14 protein-coding genes are annotated in these 15242 nt (G+C 72.2%); 8 read left to right on the top strand and 6 right to left on the bottom strand.

Annotation, left to right across the window (positions count from 1 at the left end; translation table 11 throughout):
• Positions 1 to 115 precede the first annotated feature (115 nt).
• From AB6L24_RS11760 to AB6L24_RS11750, 3 genes are all read left to right on the top strand, one after another.
• Positions 116 to 412 (top strand): hypothetical protein, encoded by a 297-nt coding sequence (locus AB6L24_RS11760; RefSeq protein WP_405654875.1) that lies wholly within the window; start codon positions 116 to 118, stop codon positions 410 to 412.
• Between the two features lie 239 nt (positions 413 to 651).
• Positions 652 to 1695: a phosphotransferase family protein gene (locus AB6L24_RS11755; protein ID WP_405654872.1), complete on the top strand. Its 1044-nt coding sequence runs from the start codon at positions 652 to 654 to the stop codon at positions 1693 to 1695.
• A gap of 67 nt (positions 1696 to 1762) precedes the next feature.
• The gene (locus AB6L24_RS11750; protein WP_380852562.1) at positions 1763 to 2977 is read left to right on the top strand and encodes an acyl-CoA dehydrogenase family protein; all 1215 of its coding nucleotides are present in this window, start codon (positions 1763 to 1765) and stop codon (positions 2975 to 2977) included.
• A 130-nt stretch (positions 2978 to 3107) separates the two neighbouring features.
• Here AB6L24_RS11750 and AB6L24_RS11745 read toward each other — a convergent pair whose 3' ends face one another.
• Positions 3108 to 3701, bottom strand: coding sequence for a TetR/AcrR family transcriptional regulator (locus AB6L24_RS11745; RefSeq protein WP_405654870.1), 594 nt, complete (start codon positions 3699 to 3701; stop codon positions 3108 to 3110).
• A 176-nt stretch (positions 3702 to 3877) separates the two neighbouring features.
• On the bottom strand, positions 3878 to 4642 hold the full coding sequence (locus AB6L24_RS11740; RefSeq protein WP_380852559.1) for an SDR family oxidoreductase: 765 nt from the start codon (positions 4640 to 4642) through the stop codon (positions 3878 to 3880).
• 254 nt (positions 4643 to 4896) lie between these two features.
• On the opposite strand from AB6L24_RS11740, the gene AB6L24_RS11735 reads away from it, so the two are divergent.
• Positions 4897 to 6222: an erythromycin esterase family protein gene (locus AB6L24_RS11735; protein ID WP_405654868.1), complete on the top strand. Its 1326-nt coding sequence runs from the start codon at positions 4897 to 4899 to the stop codon at positions 6220 to 6222.
• A gap of 21 nt (positions 6223 to 6243) precedes the next feature.
• On the opposite strand, the gene AB6L24_RS11730 is transcribed toward AB6L24_RS11735, so the two are convergent.
• A complete protein-coding gene (locus tag AB6L24_RS11730; protein ID WP_380852553.1) occupies positions 6244 to 7263 on the bottom strand; it encodes a LysR family transcriptional regulator in 1020 nt (339 codons plus the stop codon).
• A 191-nt stretch (positions 7264 to 7454) separates the two neighbouring features.
• Here AB6L24_RS11730 and AB6L24_RS11725 point away from each other — a divergent pair, with 191 nt between their 5' ends.
• Positions 7455 to 8093, top strand: a complete 639-nt coding sequence (locus AB6L24_RS11725) for a hypothetical protein (protein ID WP_405654865.1) — start codon at positions 7455 to 7457, stop codon at positions 8091 to 8093.
• 129 nt (positions 8094 to 8222) lie between these two features.
• Positions 8223 to 9539: a serine-threonine protein kinase gene (locus AB6L24_RS11720; RefSeq protein WP_405654863.1), complete on the top strand. Its 1317-nt coding sequence runs from the start codon at positions 8223 to 8225 to the stop codon at positions 9537 to 9539.
• Between the two features lie 70 nt (positions 9540 to 9609).
• Here AB6L24_RS11720 and AB6L24_RS11715 read toward each other — a convergent pair whose 3' ends face one another.
• The gene (locus AB6L24_RS11715; protein WP_405654862.1) at positions 9610 to 12456 is read right to left on the bottom strand and encodes a penicillin acylase family protein; all 2847 of its coding nucleotides are present in this window, start codon (positions 12454 to 12456) and stop codon (positions 9610 to 9612) included.
• Positions 12457 to 12755: 299 nt separating this feature from the next.
• Between AB6L24_RS11715 and AB6L24_RS11710 the strand changes: the two genes are divergently transcribed.
• Positions 12756 to 13364, top strand: a complete 609-nt coding sequence (locus tag AB6L24_RS11710) for a hypothetical protein (RefSeq protein ID WP_087883430.1) — start codon at positions 12756 to 12758, stop codon at positions 13362 to 13364.
• A gap of 3 nt (positions 13365 to 13367) precedes the next feature.
• Here AB6L24_RS11710 and AB6L24_RS11705 read toward each other — a convergent pair whose 3' ends face one another.
• Entirely contained in the window at positions 13368 to 13886 is a 519-nt protein-coding gene (locus AB6L24_RS11705; RefSeq protein ID WP_405654860.1) for a hypothetical protein, read from the bottom strand.
• Between the two features lie 79 nt (positions 13887 to 13965).
• Between AB6L24_RS11705 and AB6L24_RS11700 the strand changes: the two genes are divergently transcribed.
• Positions 13966 to 14667, top strand: coding sequence for a 3-keto-5-aminohexanoate cleavage protein (locus tag AB6L24_RS11700; protein ID WP_405654858.1), 702 nt, complete (start codon positions 13966 to 13968; stop codon positions 14665 to 14667).
• Between the two features lie 100 nt (positions 14668 to 14767).
• Here the strand turns inward: AB6L24_RS11700 and soxR are convergent, their stop codons facing one another.
• Positions 14768 to 15229 (bottom strand): redox-sensitive transcriptional activator SoxR, encoded by a 462-nt coding sequence (soxR, locus tag AB6L24_RS11695; protein ID WP_030356167.1) that lies wholly within the window; start codon positions 15227 to 15229, stop codon positions 14768 to 14770.
• Positions 15230 to 15242 lie beyond the last annotated feature (13 nt).

The raw sequence follows: 15242 nt of genomic DNA, 5'->3' as shown, positions 1-15242 counted from the left end.
GTCATGGAAGTAGTGAAAAGGTTTCACAACGGGATCAAACAGGCATCGAGGACTAGCCTGAGAGAGTCACCCGGCACCGCCGACAGGGACACCTCCCGCACGGAAGGCGTACGTCATGACCACGCTCCACCAGGAACACGCGGCCCACGACCACACCCACAGCCCGGACTGCGGACACCAGGCGGTACCGCACGGCGACCATGTCGACTACGCCCACAACGGCCATCTGCACACCGCGCACGACGGCCACTACGACGAGTGCGAGCCGAGCGCGCACGTCACCCACGAGGGCCACGAGCACCAGCACGGCGAGGGCTGCGGGCACGACGGCGTGCTGCACGGGGACCACGTCGACTACGTCCACGACGGACACCGGCACGCCGCGCACGACGGCCACTGGGACGACCACTGAGCCCCGGCTCCCCCTGAGCCCTCCTCCCAGGGCGCCCGGTCACCCCTTCCCCGACCGGGCGCCCGCCCCTTGACACCCGCCCCCCGGCCGGGCTCCGGCCCCTCGGCACCCGCGATCCTGATCACGTTCGGGCCGGACCCTCTGGACGACATACCGACTGGTCGGCATCATGAACGGCAGCGTTGGCACGACCGACCACTGTCCGCCGCCCATCGTTCATGATCAGGAGCGATTCACCCATGAGCCAAGACCGTCCCCTCGGCCCGCCCGGCCTCGACCTCGACCGGCTGCGCGGCCACCTCGACCGCGAACGGCCGGGCCTGCTCGCCGCGGGCCCGCTCACGGCCCGGCTGATCGAGGGCGGCCGGTCGAACCTCACGTACGCCGTGACGGACGGGGCGGCGCGCTGGGTGGTGCGGCGCCCGCCGCTCGGCCACGTCCTCGCCACCGCGCACGACATGCGGCGCGAGCACCGGGTGATCAGCGCCCTGCACACGACGGACGTGCCGGTGCCGCGGCCGGTGCTTCTGTGCGAGGACGAGGAGGTGCTCGGGGCGCCGTTCTACGTCATGGAGTTCGTGGCGGGCACGCCCTACCGCACCGCTGAGCAGCTCGCGCCGCTCGGCCCGGAGCGCACCCGCGCCGCCGTGCTCGGCCTCGTCGACACCCTGGTGGACCTGCACGCCGTGGACCCGGAGGCGGTCGGGCTCGGCGACTTCGGGCGGCCGGAGGGCTTCCTCGACCGGCAGCTGCGACGCTGGGGCAAGCAGCTGGACGCGTCGCGCGGCCGCGACCTGCCCGGCATCGAGGAGCTGCACGCGGCCCTCGGCCGGTCCCTGCCCACCTCCCCCGCGCCCACCGTGGTGCACGGCGACTACCGCCTGGACAACGTCCTCCTCGACACCTCGGGCGAGGCCGACCGCATCGCCGCCGTCCTCGACTGGGAGATGTCCACCCTCGGCGACCCGCTCACCGACCTCGGCCTGCTCGTGATGTACAGCGTGCGCCTGGAGGTCCCCGAGTCCCCCGTCAGCACCACGGCGGGCGCCCCCGGCCACCCGGACCCGGCCGAGCTGATCGAGCGCTATGCCGCCCGGTCCGGCCGGGACGTCTCCGCCGTCGCCTGGTACACGGCGTTCGCCTGGTTCAAGCTCGCCGTGATCCTGGAGGGCATCCACTACCGCTACACCCTCGGCCAGACGGTCGGCGCGGGCTTCGACCGCATCGGCGACCTCGTGCCCGTCTTCATCGAGCACGGCCTGAGCACCTTGTCGAGGGCCTGACCGGTCGGACGCGCGACCCGCCGTAGACCTGACATGTCGTCAAGCCCGAGAGGACCCGGACACCACCATGCACTTCGCATACGACGCCCGCACCGAGGAGCTCCGCGGCCGCCTGCTCGCCTTCATGGACGAGCACGTCCTGCCCGCCGAGCCGGTGGCCGAGGAGCAGCGCGCCGCGCTCGCCTCGCCGTGGGACACGCCCGCCGTCGTCGGCGAGCTGAAGGCCGAGGCCCGCCGCCGGGGCCTGTGGAACCTCTTCCTGCCCGACGCCGAGTACGGGGCGGGCCTGACGAACCTCCAGTACGCGCCGCTCGCCGAGATCACCGGCCGCAGCCCGCACCTGGCGCCGACCGCCCTCAACTGCGCGGCGCCGGACACCGGCAACATGGAGGTGCTCGCCCAGTTCGGCACCGACGAGCAGAAGAAGCAGTGGCTGGAGCCGCTGCTCGCGGGCGAGATCCGCTCGGCGTTCGCCATGACGGAGCCCGAGGTGGCCTCGTCGGACGCCACGAACATCACCACGCACATCGAGCGGGACGGCGACTCCTACGTCATCACCGGCCGCAAGTGGTACATCTCCGGGGCGATGAACCCCGACTGCAAGGTCTTCATCGTCATGGGCAAGACCGACCCGGACGGCCCCGACATCCGCCGCCAGCAGTCGATGGTGCTCGTGCCCCGTGACACCCCGGGCGTCGAAGTGCGCCGCGCCATGCGGGTGTACGGGTACGAGGACCACTCCCACGGCGGTCACGCGGAGGTGGTCTTCGACGGGGCCCGGGTCCCTGCGGCGAACCTCGTCGGAGAGGAGGGCGGCGGCTTCGCCATCGCCCAGGCGCGGCTCGGACCCGGCCGCATCCACCACTGCATGCGCCTCATCGGCATGGCCGAGCGTGCCATCGAGCTGATGTGCCGCCGGGCCGTGGACCGGACGGCGTTCGGCAAGCCGCTGGCCCGGCAGGGTGTGGTCCAGGAGTGGATCGCGGACGCGCGGGTCGCCGTCGAGCAGGTGCGCCTGCTCGTCCTGAAGACGGCCTGGCTGATGGACACGGTGGGCAACAAGGGCGCGCACACCGAGATCCAGGCCATCAAGATCGCCACGCCCCGGACGGTCGTGGACATCCTCGACCGGGCCGTCCAGCTGCACGGCGCGGGCGGTGTGAGCCAGGACTTCCCGCTGGCGGAGCTGTGGGCGGCGGCGCGCACGCTGCGCCTCGCCGACGGTCCCGACGAGGTGCACCAGCGGTCGCTGGCGCGGCGGGAGTTGAAGCGGTACCTCTGACTCGGGCGCGAGCGGAGCCTGTGGTTCCGGCGCGAACGGCACTCGTGGTCACGGTGCGAGCGGCACCTGTGGTTCCGGTGCGGGGTGACGGGCGGTCGGCCCGCCACCCGTACCCGGTGCGCCCCGCGCCCTACGGCCTGAGTGCCCGCAGCAGCAGGTCCGCCAGGTGGTCCGCGACCTGCTGCGGGGTCAGGGGTCCGTCGGGGCGGTACCACGTCGACAGGTGGTGGACGGAGCCGAAGTGGTAGTCCACGACGAGGTCGGCGGGGGTCGCCGTGGAGAACACCCCGGCCTCCTGGCCCTCCTCGATCAGGGCCCGGAACCGCTCGTGGTAGCGGCGCCGCTCCGCCCGTACCTGCTTGTGCTTCTCGGGGCTGAGGTGGTGCATCGACCGGAAGAAGATCGAGGCGTCGTCGAGGTGCGCGATGGTGGTGACGACGACGTCGGCCGCCGCGTCCCGCAGCCGCCGCTCCACCGGCTCGTCCGCGTCGGCGAACGCGTCGAGCCGCTCCTGCTGCACCCGCAGCATCCGCGCGTACACCTCGTGCAGCAGATCGTCCTTGGACCCGAAGTAGTGGTAGAGCGCGCCCTTGGTGACGCCCGCCGCCTCGACGATCTCCTGCACGGACGTACGGTCGTAGCCGCGGTCGGCGAAGAGCCGGGTGGCGGCGGCGAGCAGCCTCTGCGGGACGGGCGTACCGTCACCGTCCGTCGTTCTGGCCACTGCCGCCACCTGCCTTCCGTTGCATGCTGTCCTGGTCTTCCAGCCGGGCCCGCCGCGTTCCGCCGCGGGTCTTCATGGACGGGAACGCGGTTCCCGCCGGAGGATCTTCCCATTCGCGGCCCTCGGCGGCTCCTTCAGGACCTCCGCCGCACGGGTCGGCGGTGCGCGGGGCCGGCTCAGCGCTCGGACGCCTCCCACTTCTGCTGGATGTGGTTCATGCTCGTGAGCCACTTGTCGGGCGTCGCGGCCCGCGCCTGGTAGTAACCGGCGACCTCGGGGTGCGGCAGGATCAGGAAGCGGTCCTCGGCCATGCCGGTGAACAGCGCGTCGGCGACGTCCTCGGGCTCGATCGCGGTGGGCGCGAGGACGAGTTCCCCGGCGGAGCCCGCGGCGGTGAGCATGTCCGTGCGCACGCCCTGCGGGCAGATCGCGTGCACCTTCACACCGCGGTGACGGTAGGTCAGGGACAGCCATTCGGCGAAGGCGTACGCGCCGTGCTTGGTGACGCTGTACGGCGCCGCGCCGACCATCGTGAGCAGCCCGGCCGCCGACACCGTGGACACGAACCGGCCCTCGCCCCGCTCCAGCCAGCCGGGGACCAGCGCCTCCGCGGCCCGGACGTGCGCCATCACGTTCACGTCCCAGGCGTCGGCCCACACCTGCTCGGCCGCGGCCTCGGTGCCGCCGGACGCGAGCCCGGCGTTGGCGCAGTACACGTCGACGGTGCCGTCGAGCGCGGCGAGGGCGTCGGCCACGACCGCGGAGGCGTCACCGGGCAGGGCGACGCCGCCCACCTCGGCGGCCACCTCCGCCGCCCTGGCCGCGTCCAGGTCGTTGACGACGACGCGGGCTCCGGCGGCGGCGAAGCGGCGGGCCAGCGCGGCCCCGATCCCGCCGCCTGCGCCGGTGACGACGACTCCCTTGCCCTGCAGGCTCTCCACGGGTGGTCTCCTTCGGCCTCGGTCATCCTCGGGCCGGCCGGCTGCCGGTCGGCGCGAGGCGCTGGTCGGTCACGCTCTCCGCGACAGACTAACCAGTCGGTATGTAGCCCCGAAAGGGGGTCTCGGGTACCGGTGCCCCCCGCGCCCCACTGGTGCGGACCCCACCATCGGACCGGGTGCCTCCGGGATGGTCGCGCCGGTCGCCGCACGGAATCGTGATCTTCGTACAGAACGCGATTCCCTGGAGGCAGAACATGGCACGGACCGCCCCGTCACGGGCCTCTCTGGTGCTGGTCACAGCGGTCGGGACGGGGGCGCTGCTCGCCCCCGTCGCCGCCACGGCCGCCCCGCGCCCCGACAGCCCGGTGCGCGCCATCGAGAGCGCCGCGCACCCCCTGCGCGCCACGGGCCCCACCGGCTCGACGAAGGACCTGCGGCCGCTCGGCCGGATGGTGGGCGACGCCAAGGTGGTGGGGCTCGGCGAAGCCACCCATGGCACCCACGAGTTCTTCACCATGAAGGACCGGCTCTTCCGCTACCTGGTCGAGGAGAAGGGCTTTCGGACCTTCTCCCTGGAGGCCAGCTGGACCACGGGGCTGCGCTTCGACGCCTATGTGCGCGGCGGCCCCGGCGACGTGCGCGAGCTGGTCCGCCAGGAGCTGTCGAAGGGCCCCTGGTACAACGAGGAGTACATCGAACTGCTCACCTGGATGCGGAAGTACAACAAGCAGCACCCGGACCGCCAGCTGCGCTTCATGGGCAACGACCTCAACAACCCGCACATGGGCGTCGAGCTGTACGACGCCGTGACCGACTATGTGCGCCGCCACGCCCCCGACCGGCTCGACCGGGTCGAGGCCCTGTACGCGCCGCTGCGGAAGGTCACGGACGGGGACGCCCATCTGGCGCTGCCCCTGGCCGAGCGCGCCCGGCTCGCGAAGCAGGCGCGGGCGGCGTACGAGCTGGTCAAGGACATCCGGCCGGAGCACGGCGGCACGAAGTTCACCTGGGCCCTCCAGCACGCCCGCTCCGTCATGCAGACCGCGGACATCTACGCCTTCGACACCGACAAGCCCTCCGGGGTCAGCGGGGCGATGCGCTACCGCGACCGGATCATGGCGCAGAACACGGTGTGGTGGCAGCGGCAGACCGGCGGCAAGGTACTCGTGTCGGCGCACAACGCCCACATCGGGTACGAGTCGCGCGACGCGAAGTACCCGAAGATGCAGGGCGCCTTCCTGCGGGACGCGCTCGGGGCGAAGTACCGGAGCATCGGGTTCTCCTTCGACCGGGGCTCGTTCCTCGCGACGGGCACCCAGGACACGAAGTGGAAGCAGCGGACCGTGGGCCCCGCGGGGCCCGGCACGAACGAGCACACCCTCGACAAGGTGTCGTACAAGGACTACTACGTGGACATGCGGAACGCGCCCGCCGCCGCGCGCGCGTGGCTGGACAAGGCCCGCCCGACCCGCAGCATCGGCACCGCCTACCCGGACGGTCCGTATGACATCCGGCTCGGCGCGAACCACGACGTCCTCATCCACCTGCACCGCACCACGGCCGCCCACCGGCCGCAGTAGCGCCGCCGGTGGCCCGGCCGGTCAACGGCTGAGCCACCAGCGTCCGTTGTCCTTCGCCAGGGCGTCCCACAGCAGGTTCAGCGGGTGGTTCGCGTCGTACGACGCGCGGTCGCCGCGCCGGGTGAAGACGCCGACGAGGACCTCGGTGCGCGGCCCGACGTCGCCGACGACGTCGAGGCGGCGCAGACCCCCGGCCTCGGGGAGGCTGCCGGACTCGGCGGCCTCCGCGATGCCGCGGGTGACCAGCATCGCCCCGCTGACCACGCCGGACCGCAGCAGTTCGAAACCGTAGTGGGCGGCCTCGATCTCGGCCGCGATGGACATCTCCTTGCGGAAGTCGGCGCCGTACCAGGCGGTGAGGAAGCGGGCGATGAGGCCGCCCGCGGAGACCACCAGGGGCAGGCCCGGCAGCTCGCTCGCGTCGACCGAGTCGCCGGGCAGCTTCTGCGGCGGCAGGTTCGTGAGGATCGACAGGCCGCTGCGCCGCCACTCCACGATCTCGTACGGCTCCAGCTCGGCCTCCTGGCCCTCCGTGACGACGATGCTGCCGCAGACCAGGTCGAGCTCCTTGGACCGCAGCCGGGCGAAGAGGTCGCCGGTGCGGACGTGGGTGACCTTCAGGTCCACGCCACGGCGTTCGTAGGCGTCGCTGACGCGCTCCACGGCGTCAAGGAGGAAGCCGAGGGTGTAGCGGGTCGAGCCGACCGAGAGGGTGCGGCCGAGGCGGCGGCGCGCGTCGTGGATGCCGTCCGACCACGCGGACAGCGTGCTGCGCGCGAGCGCGACCAGATGCTCGCCGGTGGCGGTGAACAGGACGTCCTTGCCGCGGCCCCGCTTGAGCACGAGCGCCTCACCGCACAGCGCGCCGAACGTGCGGTTCATCGTGTCCAGTTGCTTCTGCACGCTGGACTGTTCCCGGCCGAGCTGGCGCGCGGCGGCGAGCGCCGTGCCGGTCTCGTGCACGGCGAGCAGCGTACGGAGCTGATCCATCGTGGTGTCCAGCAGTTCCGCGGGGTACTGCGTGGGACCGTTTAAGGCCATGCGAACTTACTCTCTCCAACTCCCTTTGAGTTTTACGGCATTGCAGCATAGCCGTCGCGGAAACTGATCCCCCGATCACCCCAGATTATCTGGGGATTTCTTCCAGAAAATGCTGGCTGTGTTCGTGGTGCCCATGGAATGGTCGAGCCAATCCCACTCGAACCTTCATCTCCCCGAGGAGAGACCCACCCGTGAGTCAATACCAGGTCGCGCCCGCGCCGGTCGGTCCCCGCCGCGCGGCCCGCGCAAACCGCGCGGTCCGGCGGCCCGGCACCCTGACCACTCTGGTCTGGACCTCTGTCATATCCGCGGTGTCCGCAATCGGCGGCGCGGTGCTCGTCCTCGCCGGCGGCAATGACATGGCCGACGAGAACATCAGGGACGTCATCGACGACCATCCGGACGTCGTCGGACTGCCGTCGAATACGACAGCGGCCGACATCAAGTCGCTCTCAGGACCCATCTGGGACGAGCTCGTCAGTGACCGCGCAGGCGCACTCGCGGCCCGTGCCGGATTCGCCATTTTCACCGCGGTGTGCCTGCTTGTATTCACACTCTGCGTCCGCAAGAAGGCGGCGACTTGGGCGCGCGTATTCATTACCATTTCGGGCGTCGTGGCCTTGTTCCCCCATGTCCTCATCTTGGGTGACTACGAACCCGAATCCGTCATGGCGTTCAGCTTCGTGGCGCTGCTCACGGCGCTCGTGGCCGTCGTGTGCGCCTGGCTCCCCGCCACCAACCGCTACGCCCGCGACCAGCGGACGCCGCCCCCGCCCCCCGCCGTGCCCTACGGCGCCCCCGCGCACCCCGGCGACCGGATGCCGTACTGACCGAGGCGCCCCGCAGACCCACGCGGGAGCCGGTGCCGCCGCCCGGGGGACGGCACCGGCTCCCGCGTGTCGCCGTGTTTCCCCGTGTGCTCCCACGTGTTCTCGCGTGTTCCCGCGCGACATCTGGCCATGAGCGCCGACCGGCAGGACCATGCGGTCGTGGAGCCCTACTGGGAATTGACCTTCGACGCCGACGGAGACGTCGACGCCGCGCAGCGCGACCGGCTCCTGTCGGGCGCGGAACGCGAACGCGTCACCGACCTGCTGGTGTTCGCGCACGGCTGGAACAACGACCAGCGGATGGCCCGGAAGCTGTACCGGCGCTTCTTCGCCCCGTTCGAGCAGCTCGCCGGAGCCGGGGTGCGCCTCGGCTACGCCGGGGTGTTCTGGCCCTCGATCCGCTTCCCCGACGAACCGATCCCGGACTTCGAGCCGTCCGCGGCCGCACCCGGGCCACCGCCCGCGGCCCCGGCCACGCCCGGCGACCCGGCTCTGGACCGGGCCACCCGCGACCTCCTGGCGCAGACCTTCCCCGGACCCGAGCAGGCGACCCGGCTCGACCGCATCGCGGGGCTGCTCCAGGAGCGCGCCGAAGTCCGCTCCCGCCTGGACGAGTTCGGGCGGCTCGTCCGCGATCTGGTGGCGGTGCGCGACACCAGCCCGGCGCACGAGTTCGCCGACGACCTCGGCGCGGGCGAGCCCGCGATGCTCACCGACGACGCCGTCGAGGTCTGCGAGATCTTCCTGGCCATGCTGGAGGACGCCCGCGGCGCGCAGTTCCTCGACGGGGTCCGCAAACGGCTGTGGCGCGGCGCGAAGGAGCTCCTTCGGCAGGGCACGTACTACGCGATGAAGCGCCGGGCCGGTGCCATCGGGCAGTTGGGGCTCGGCCCCGCCCTCGGTCTGCTCGCGGGGGACGTGCCGGGCCTGCGCGTGCATCTGATCGGGCACAGCTTCGGGGCCCGGCTGATCTCGTACGGGCTGCGCGGCATGCCCGCGGGGGCGCGCTGCGTGAAGTCCGCCACCCTGCTCCAAGGTGCCTTCTCGCACTACGCGTTCAGCCCTCGGCTGCCCCACGACCGCTCGCGCGGCGGGGCGCTGCGCGGGGTGGAGCGGCGTGTCGACGGGCCGCTCGTGTGCTGCTTCTCGCGCCACGACGACGCGCTCGGCAAGCTCTATCCGCTCGCGTCCAAGCTCGCCGGCGACTCCGCGGGCTTCCTCAACCTGTGGGAGCGCTGGGGCGCCCTCGGGTTCGACGGGTTCAAGGCCGTCGACGACGCCCGGCGGGTGGCGCTCGGCGGGGCGCTTCCGGCCCGGGGGTGCGTGAGTGTGGACGCGGCGGCCGTGGTGCGGCGGGGCGGCCCGCCCAACGGCGCGCACAGCGACATCTGCCATGCCGAACTGGCTCACGCCGTGTGCGCCGCCGGACGGATCGCCCTCGCCTGACCGGGCGTGCGCCCCGTCGGCCGGACCGGGCGGGCCCTGTCCGGCCGGAGCGGTCCCGGACCCGTGCCGGTCACCGGTGCCGGGGGAACTCCACCACCTGCTGGTAGGTCGGCCGGTTCTGCCACTGCACGGCGCGGTGCGTGATGCCGCCGACGGCCCGGTGGATCACGGCGTCCGCGCACCACTGCTCGCCCGCCTTGCAGCTCGCGTCACCGGGGTAGACCTCTGACGCCGGTTTCGCGACGGCCCGCTCCAGGCTCTTCAGGAGCGCGTCGCGGCACGCGTCGAGTTGGCCGTTCCCGCAGTACGCCTCCTTCGTCCAGCCCTGGACCGGCTGCCCGAGTACGGTCCGCAGGTCCTTGTCGGCGTAGCCCCACCAGCCGTACTGGAAGGCGGATCCGGCGTGCGCCCCGGTCGGGCCGTGCCCGGCCGACGGCGCCTCGTCCACGCCGAGCTGCGAGGTCAGCGCTGCGTAGAGACCGTCGCCGAGGCCGGGCTTGAACGCGGCCTCGACGAGCTGCGGCCACCAGGCGTCCATGATGCGTACGGCGTCGGAGTGGGCGTAGACGTGCGAGCCCTGCGCGGTCTCCTTGCGCTGCGAGCCCGCCTTGCGCCAGGCCTCCAGCTGCTGCACGGCCTGGGCGAGCTTCGGGTCGTCCACGGCCTTGCTGCGGACGACCTTCAGGAGCTCGGGAAGGACCTGTTCGCCGCGCAGGTCGGTGACGGCGGCCTCCGCCATGGCCTGGGTGAGGGAGGCCCGGGTGACGCCGCCCTCCTCGGTGAGCTTCTTGACGCGGTCGTCGAGCAGGTCGCCGCGGTGCACGGCGCTGTGGCCGAAGCCGGCCGCGCTGAAGTCCTTGGCCTGTTTGTTGTTCCAGGAGATGTAGTAGTCCTGGTTGACCGAGTTCGGGTGCTCGGCGGCCGGTGTCTGCGCCGAGGTGTTGTTCGTCGGGTCGAAGTCCCGCCATTCGTAGGTCTGTTGGGCCTTCACCGGAAAGGACGGGTCGATGCCGTCGGCGCGCCGGGGGTTGGCGCCGCTGTTGTAGTAGGCGATGTCGCGCGCGTCGGCGTAGAACCAGTTGAAGGCGTAGGAGATGTGCTGGGCCGCCTTCTGGAAGGTCGCGGCGTCCTTCACGTACGACGGGTCGTTGAGCATCTGGAAGCCGATGATCGAGTCGGCCTCGTGGCGGTAGGTGGAGCGCAGCGAGACGTACGCCACGGGCTTGCCGTCGACCGTCGCGCGGTGTGTGACGACGCCGTAGTTCGTGCGGAAGACCTGCATGCGGTAGGAGCCCGCCGCGGTGGAGTCGGCGACGGTCGGCTTCCAGGCGTTCTTGCGCTCCAGCTTGTCCATCGGGGTGCAGGTGCCGCGGTAGAGGTAGTGGGTCGCGTCCTTGCCGGGAGTGCCGCCGCCGGGCGCGCACAGTTCGACGGCGTACGTGTCCGTGATGTCCTGGCCGGCGGACGTCGCCGACCACGCGTAGTCCTGGCCGCGGCCGAGCTGGACGTACATGCCGACGCCCGCGAAGGAGACGCCGCGCGCGCTGATGCCGGGGCCCTGGAGTTCCTGCTGCATCAGGAGCTGGGGCGCGAAGTAGCCGGTCTGGGGGCCGAAGACGGCGACGGGGTTGCCGCTCGCGGTGTGCTTGCCCGAGACCAGGAGGGCGTTCGACATGCCCTTGCCGTGCGCGGGGTTGCCCGCGGATCCGAACAGGTCGGCGGGCAGGACGCCCTTGTCGTACATGCCCTGGAGCGGCTTCAGCTTCTTCGGGGCCCGCACCGGGTCCTTCGGGGCCTTCGCCGGGTTCTTGGCGGTGGCCTTGGCGCCGCCCTCGCGGTCGTGGACGAGCTGTTCGCGCTCCACCGAGCCCGGGTCGGGCATGGCGGCGCCGCGCGCCTTCTCGGGCTTGCCCGCGTACGGGAAGCTGCTGCCGTCGTGGAGGGTCTGGACGGTCTCGGGGTCGTTGCGGGCGCGGAACTTCTCCCAGACCTCGGTGCCCTTCTCGACGCCGTACTTCTGCTGTGCCGCGAGCAGCGAGAGCGCCGACTCGACCTCTCCCCCGCCGCCGTTGCCGAACAGGCCGCCCACCACGGAGGCGAGCGCGATCATGTCGGTGATCTTGAAGGGCTGGATCTCGCCGACGTTCGTGATCGCGTCGATCTTGCCGGTGAGGACGTACTCGCCGGGGAAGTAGCGGCCGTTCTTGGCCTTCTCGCGGTAGGCGTTGAGGCCGTCGATGTAGGCCTGCGCGTCCTCCATCGCGCGCTGGCCGCGCTCGCCCTGCGTCTGCCGGATGTAGTCGACCTGCCGCTGGAGGTCCGCCTCCGTGTACGGGGCCTGCGGCCAGAACTGCTGCTCCAGGCCCTGGTTGGCGGGGGCGCCGCCCGCGAACGGGGTCAGCTCGCCGCGGCCGATGTGCCGGAACAGGTCGATGAGCCACAGCCGGTCCTGCCCGGCGGCGAAGCCCGCGCCGAACTCGGTGCCGTAGCGGGTGGTGCCCTGGATGTGCGGAATGCCGTACTTCTTGTCGCGGGTGATCGTCACGTCGTCCCGCGGCTTGGTGACGGACGCCACCTGGTCGGGCTCGACGCCGAAGGAGGCGTCGTTGAAGAACTCGGTGAGCTTGCCGTCGGTCAGCGAGGGATAGCCCGCCGCCAGCGCGTCGTAGGGGCCGAGCTGGTCGTCGGCGTGGGCGGGCCGGGTGCCGAAGACACGGTGGCTGAGGATCTCGGCGAGGGTCGCGTTGCCGTTCGCGCCGGGCGGCAGGATGTCCGCGCAGCGGTCGCCGCAGTAGTCGGTGACGGGCGGGGGTTCGGCCGCGGCGGCGCCGGGTCCGGGCGCGAGCAGGAGACCGGCCCCGAGGGCGAGGGCCGCTGACATGGTGAGGGTTCTGAGCCGTGCGATGCGTCGTCGCATAGGTGCTCCTCCGGAAGGCCGTCGCGGCGGAGGTTACTGTCGGGTTGCCGAACCCGAAAGATGAACAACCGTCGCCTTTTCACAACCGCCACACGGCGCGGAGCGACGACGCGTGCCCGACTTGGCCGGATCTTCACAGGCATCTCCGCTGACCTGCGGGGAACGCGCTGATGGGAAGCCATCGAAAATCGGATGGCACCAAAACGGGAGTCGATACGTCTACTCGATGCCCCTCGGGTCCGGGGCGACATCCTCGACCCGGGGCGACGTCCGAGAACGTGTGACGGAGGTGCAGGGCGATGGCCGGATTCCGGAGTCTCGCGAGACAGGTGCGTGATCCGCAGAGCGATCTGGCACTGCGGCGGTACTCACTGCGCAAGTGCCTGGAGAGATTCGCCCCTTACGGTCACCGGGCGACCTGGGACCACCTGTGTTCCCGCGCCGGGTTCGGCCCCGAGGACCGCTCACCCGACCCGGCGCGGCTCGTGGCCGCGCTCGACGAACTGGAGGCGGCCCGCGCGGTGTGGCTCGCCTACGAAGAGGGCTTCGCGCGCCGCAGGCGCCGGGAGAAGCACGACGGCCTGCGCCGCCCCGGCAGCGTCGACGACTGGCACCGCTGCACCTGGGGCGGCCGTGGGGTCGCCTGGTGCGACGACCCCGGCGTGCACCCGTCCGCGCCGCTCGCCGACGTGCTGCGCAAACTCATCGACGCCCTGGAGCGAGAGCCCGGCGCCGCCTGCCCCGTGTGCGGCGACGCGGCCCTCGAATGGCGCTACGGCCTGGCGCACGAACCGTCGTCGGGCCCCGTCTGCACGAGCTGCGGCATCGTGGTCCCCGCCCCCGTCCTCTCGCCCGAGGCGGAGCGGCACGCCCGGATGCGGCACTCGCGCCCACTGGTCTCGGCCTGACCCTCAGGGCCTGGCGACGTCCGTGTGGATGGCCAGCTTGAACTCGGCCAGCATCAGCGGCGCGGCGAGCTTCACGTCGCCGGGGCCGCGCGCGGATATCTTCAGGCCCACCGGGGTCCCGGGGTGCACGAACATCTGCCAGGTGTACGAGCGGTACTGCCCGCCGCGGGTGGGGACGGTGTCCGTGGTCGCCGTGGAGTCGTAGCCCGTCGACAGGTTCAGCGGATCGCGCACGAACCGCGCGCGGTACTCCGTCGGCCGGTTGTCCGGCTCCCAGAAGACCATCGCCGACAGCGTGCCCCACCCGTCGTGACTCGGCCATATCAGGCCCGAGCGGGCGTCGGGGAACCGGGACGGAGGGGTGAGCCCGTGCCCCGGGTCGTGCATGCGCCAGGGGTCGTACTGCTCCTCGCCGGTCTCGTACGGGAAGCGCACGAGGTGGTACCCGTCGCTGTCGTAGACGACCTTCTGGCGTCCGCTGCGCGCGGCTTCCCACTTCAACGAACAGATGACGACGCTCATCCTGCTCCCCCGTGCGGTGTTGGTGTGCGGTGCCGACGCGTGCTGTCCGCCGGTCCTGACGGCGTGCTGTGATGGCTCGATGCAGGTATGTCTGAACGGTGCTCGTGGCGCGGACGACGGCGCGGCCGTGCCGCTGTCGCCCGGAGCCCTGGCGCGCTCGGCGGCCGATGCGGTCGCCGCCGGCGCACTCGATGTCCATGTACACCCCAAGTCCCCGTGCGGGGAAGACACTTTGTCGCCACGCGCGGTCGCGGCGACCCTGGACGCGCTGCGCGCCGCCGTCCCGGTGCCCGTCGGCGTCACCACGGGCGCCTGGGCCGAACCCGATCCGGCGGCGCGCGTGGCGCGGGTGCGGGCGTGGACCGTGCTGCCCGACCACGCGTCCGTGAACTGGCACGAGCCGGGCGCGGAGGACGTGGCGCGGGCGCTCGTCGAACGGGGCGTGGGCGTCGAGGCGGGCATCTGGTCCGGCACCGACGGCGCCGAGCGGTTCGCGGCGTCGCCGCTCGGGCCCCGGGTGCTCCGGGTCCTCGCGGAGGTCACCGACCGGGACGCGGCGACGGCCGAGGCGTCGGCGCGGGCGCTGCTCGCGGCGATCGGCGACGCGCACGGCCGCCCGGTGCTGCTGCACGGCGAGGAGGGCGGCGCCTGGCCGGTGCTCGCGCTCGCGGGCCGGCTCGGGCTCGGGCGGCGGATCGGCCTGGAGGACACGCTGGTGCTGCCGGGCGGGGAACGGGCGGGGTCGAACGCGGAGTTGGTGGCGGCGGCCCTGGGGTGGTGACGGGGGCGCTCGGGCGGTGATCGGGGCGCCGGGCGGCGCGGCGGCGGGGCGGCGCTCGGTGGGCGGCGGCCGGGAGGGGCCCGGCCGCCGCCCGGTGGGGTCAGGAGCGGCGTTCGCCCATCAGGCGGGAGCCGACGATGCGGTTGCCGAACTCGTCGTCGGGGTTGGACAGGACGCAGTTCTCCAGGGAAAGACAGCCGCAGCCGATGCAGTCGGTGAGGTGGTCCCGCAGCCGCCCCAGCTGCTTGATGCGCTCGTCCAGCTCGGAGCGCCAGGTCTGGGACAGCGCCGCCCAGTCCTCGCGGTTGGGCGTGCGGCCCTCGGGCAGCTCGGCGAGGGCCTCGCCGATCGTGGCCAGCGGGATCCCCACGCGCTGCGCGGCCCGGATGAAGGCGACGCGGCGCAGCGTGTCGCGGTGGTAGCGGCGTTGGTTGCCCGAGGTGCGCCGGCTGCTGATGAGCCCCTTGGACTCGTAGAAGTGCAGGGCGGACACGGCGGCGCCACTGCGCGCGGCGAGCTGTCCGACCGTGAGCTCGTGGACCTTCTCTGGGATCTGGGGCACTCCTCGAAGCCTA

Origin of the sequence: Streptomyces sp. RK9 (assembly GCF_045070545.1) — a bacterium.
Lineage (GTDB): Bacteria > Actinomycetota > Actinomycetes > Streptomycetales > Streptomycetaceae > Streptomyces > Streptomyces alboflavus.
Note: the sequence above shows the minus strand (reverse complement) of the source record. Positions and strands in the feature narration are given on the sequence as shown.

Bases quoted from the DNA above. Each gene is read 5' to 3' on its own strand.
- AB6L24_RS11720 (WP_405654863.1), top strand. From the start codon at position 8,223: ATGAGCGCCGACCGGCAGGACCATGCGGTCGTGGAGCCCTACTGGGAA.
- AB6L24_RS11700 (WP_405654858.1), top strand. From the start codon at position 13,966: ATGCAGGTATGTCTGAACGGTGCTCGTGGCGCGGACGACGGCGCGGCC.
- AB6L24_RS11755 (WP_405654872.1), top strand. From the start codon at position 652: ATGAGCCAAGACCGTCCCCTCGGCCCGCCCGGCCTCGACCTCGACCGG.
- AB6L24_RS11750 (WP_380852562.1), top strand. From the start codon at position 1,763: ATGCACTTCGCATACGACGCCCGCACCGAGGAGCTCCGCGGCCGCCTG.
- AB6L24_RS11715 (WP_405654862.1), bottom strand. From the start codon at position 12,456: ATGCGACGACGCATCGCACGGCTCAGAACCCTCACCATGTCAGCGGCC.
- AB6L24_RS11710 (WP_087883430.1), top strand. From the start codon at position 12,756: ATGGCCGGATTCCGGAGTCTCGCGAGACAGGTGCGTGATCCGCAGAGC.
- AB6L24_RS11705 (WP_405654860.1), bottom strand. From the start codon at position 13,886: ATGAGCGTCGTCATCTGTTCGTTGAAGTGGGAAGCCGCGCGCAGCGGA.
- AB6L24_RS11730 (WP_380852553.1), bottom strand. From the start codon at position 7,263: ATGGCCTTAAACGGTCCCACGCAGTACCCCGCGGAACTGCTGGACACC.
- AB6L24_RS11760 (WP_405654875.1), top strand. From the start codon at position 116: ATGACCACGCTCCACCAGGAACACGCGGCCCACGACCACACCCACAGC.
- AB6L24_RS11735 (WP_405654868.1), top strand. From the start codon at position 4,897: ATGGCACGGACCGCCCCGTCACGGGCCTCTCTGGTGCTGGTCACAGCG.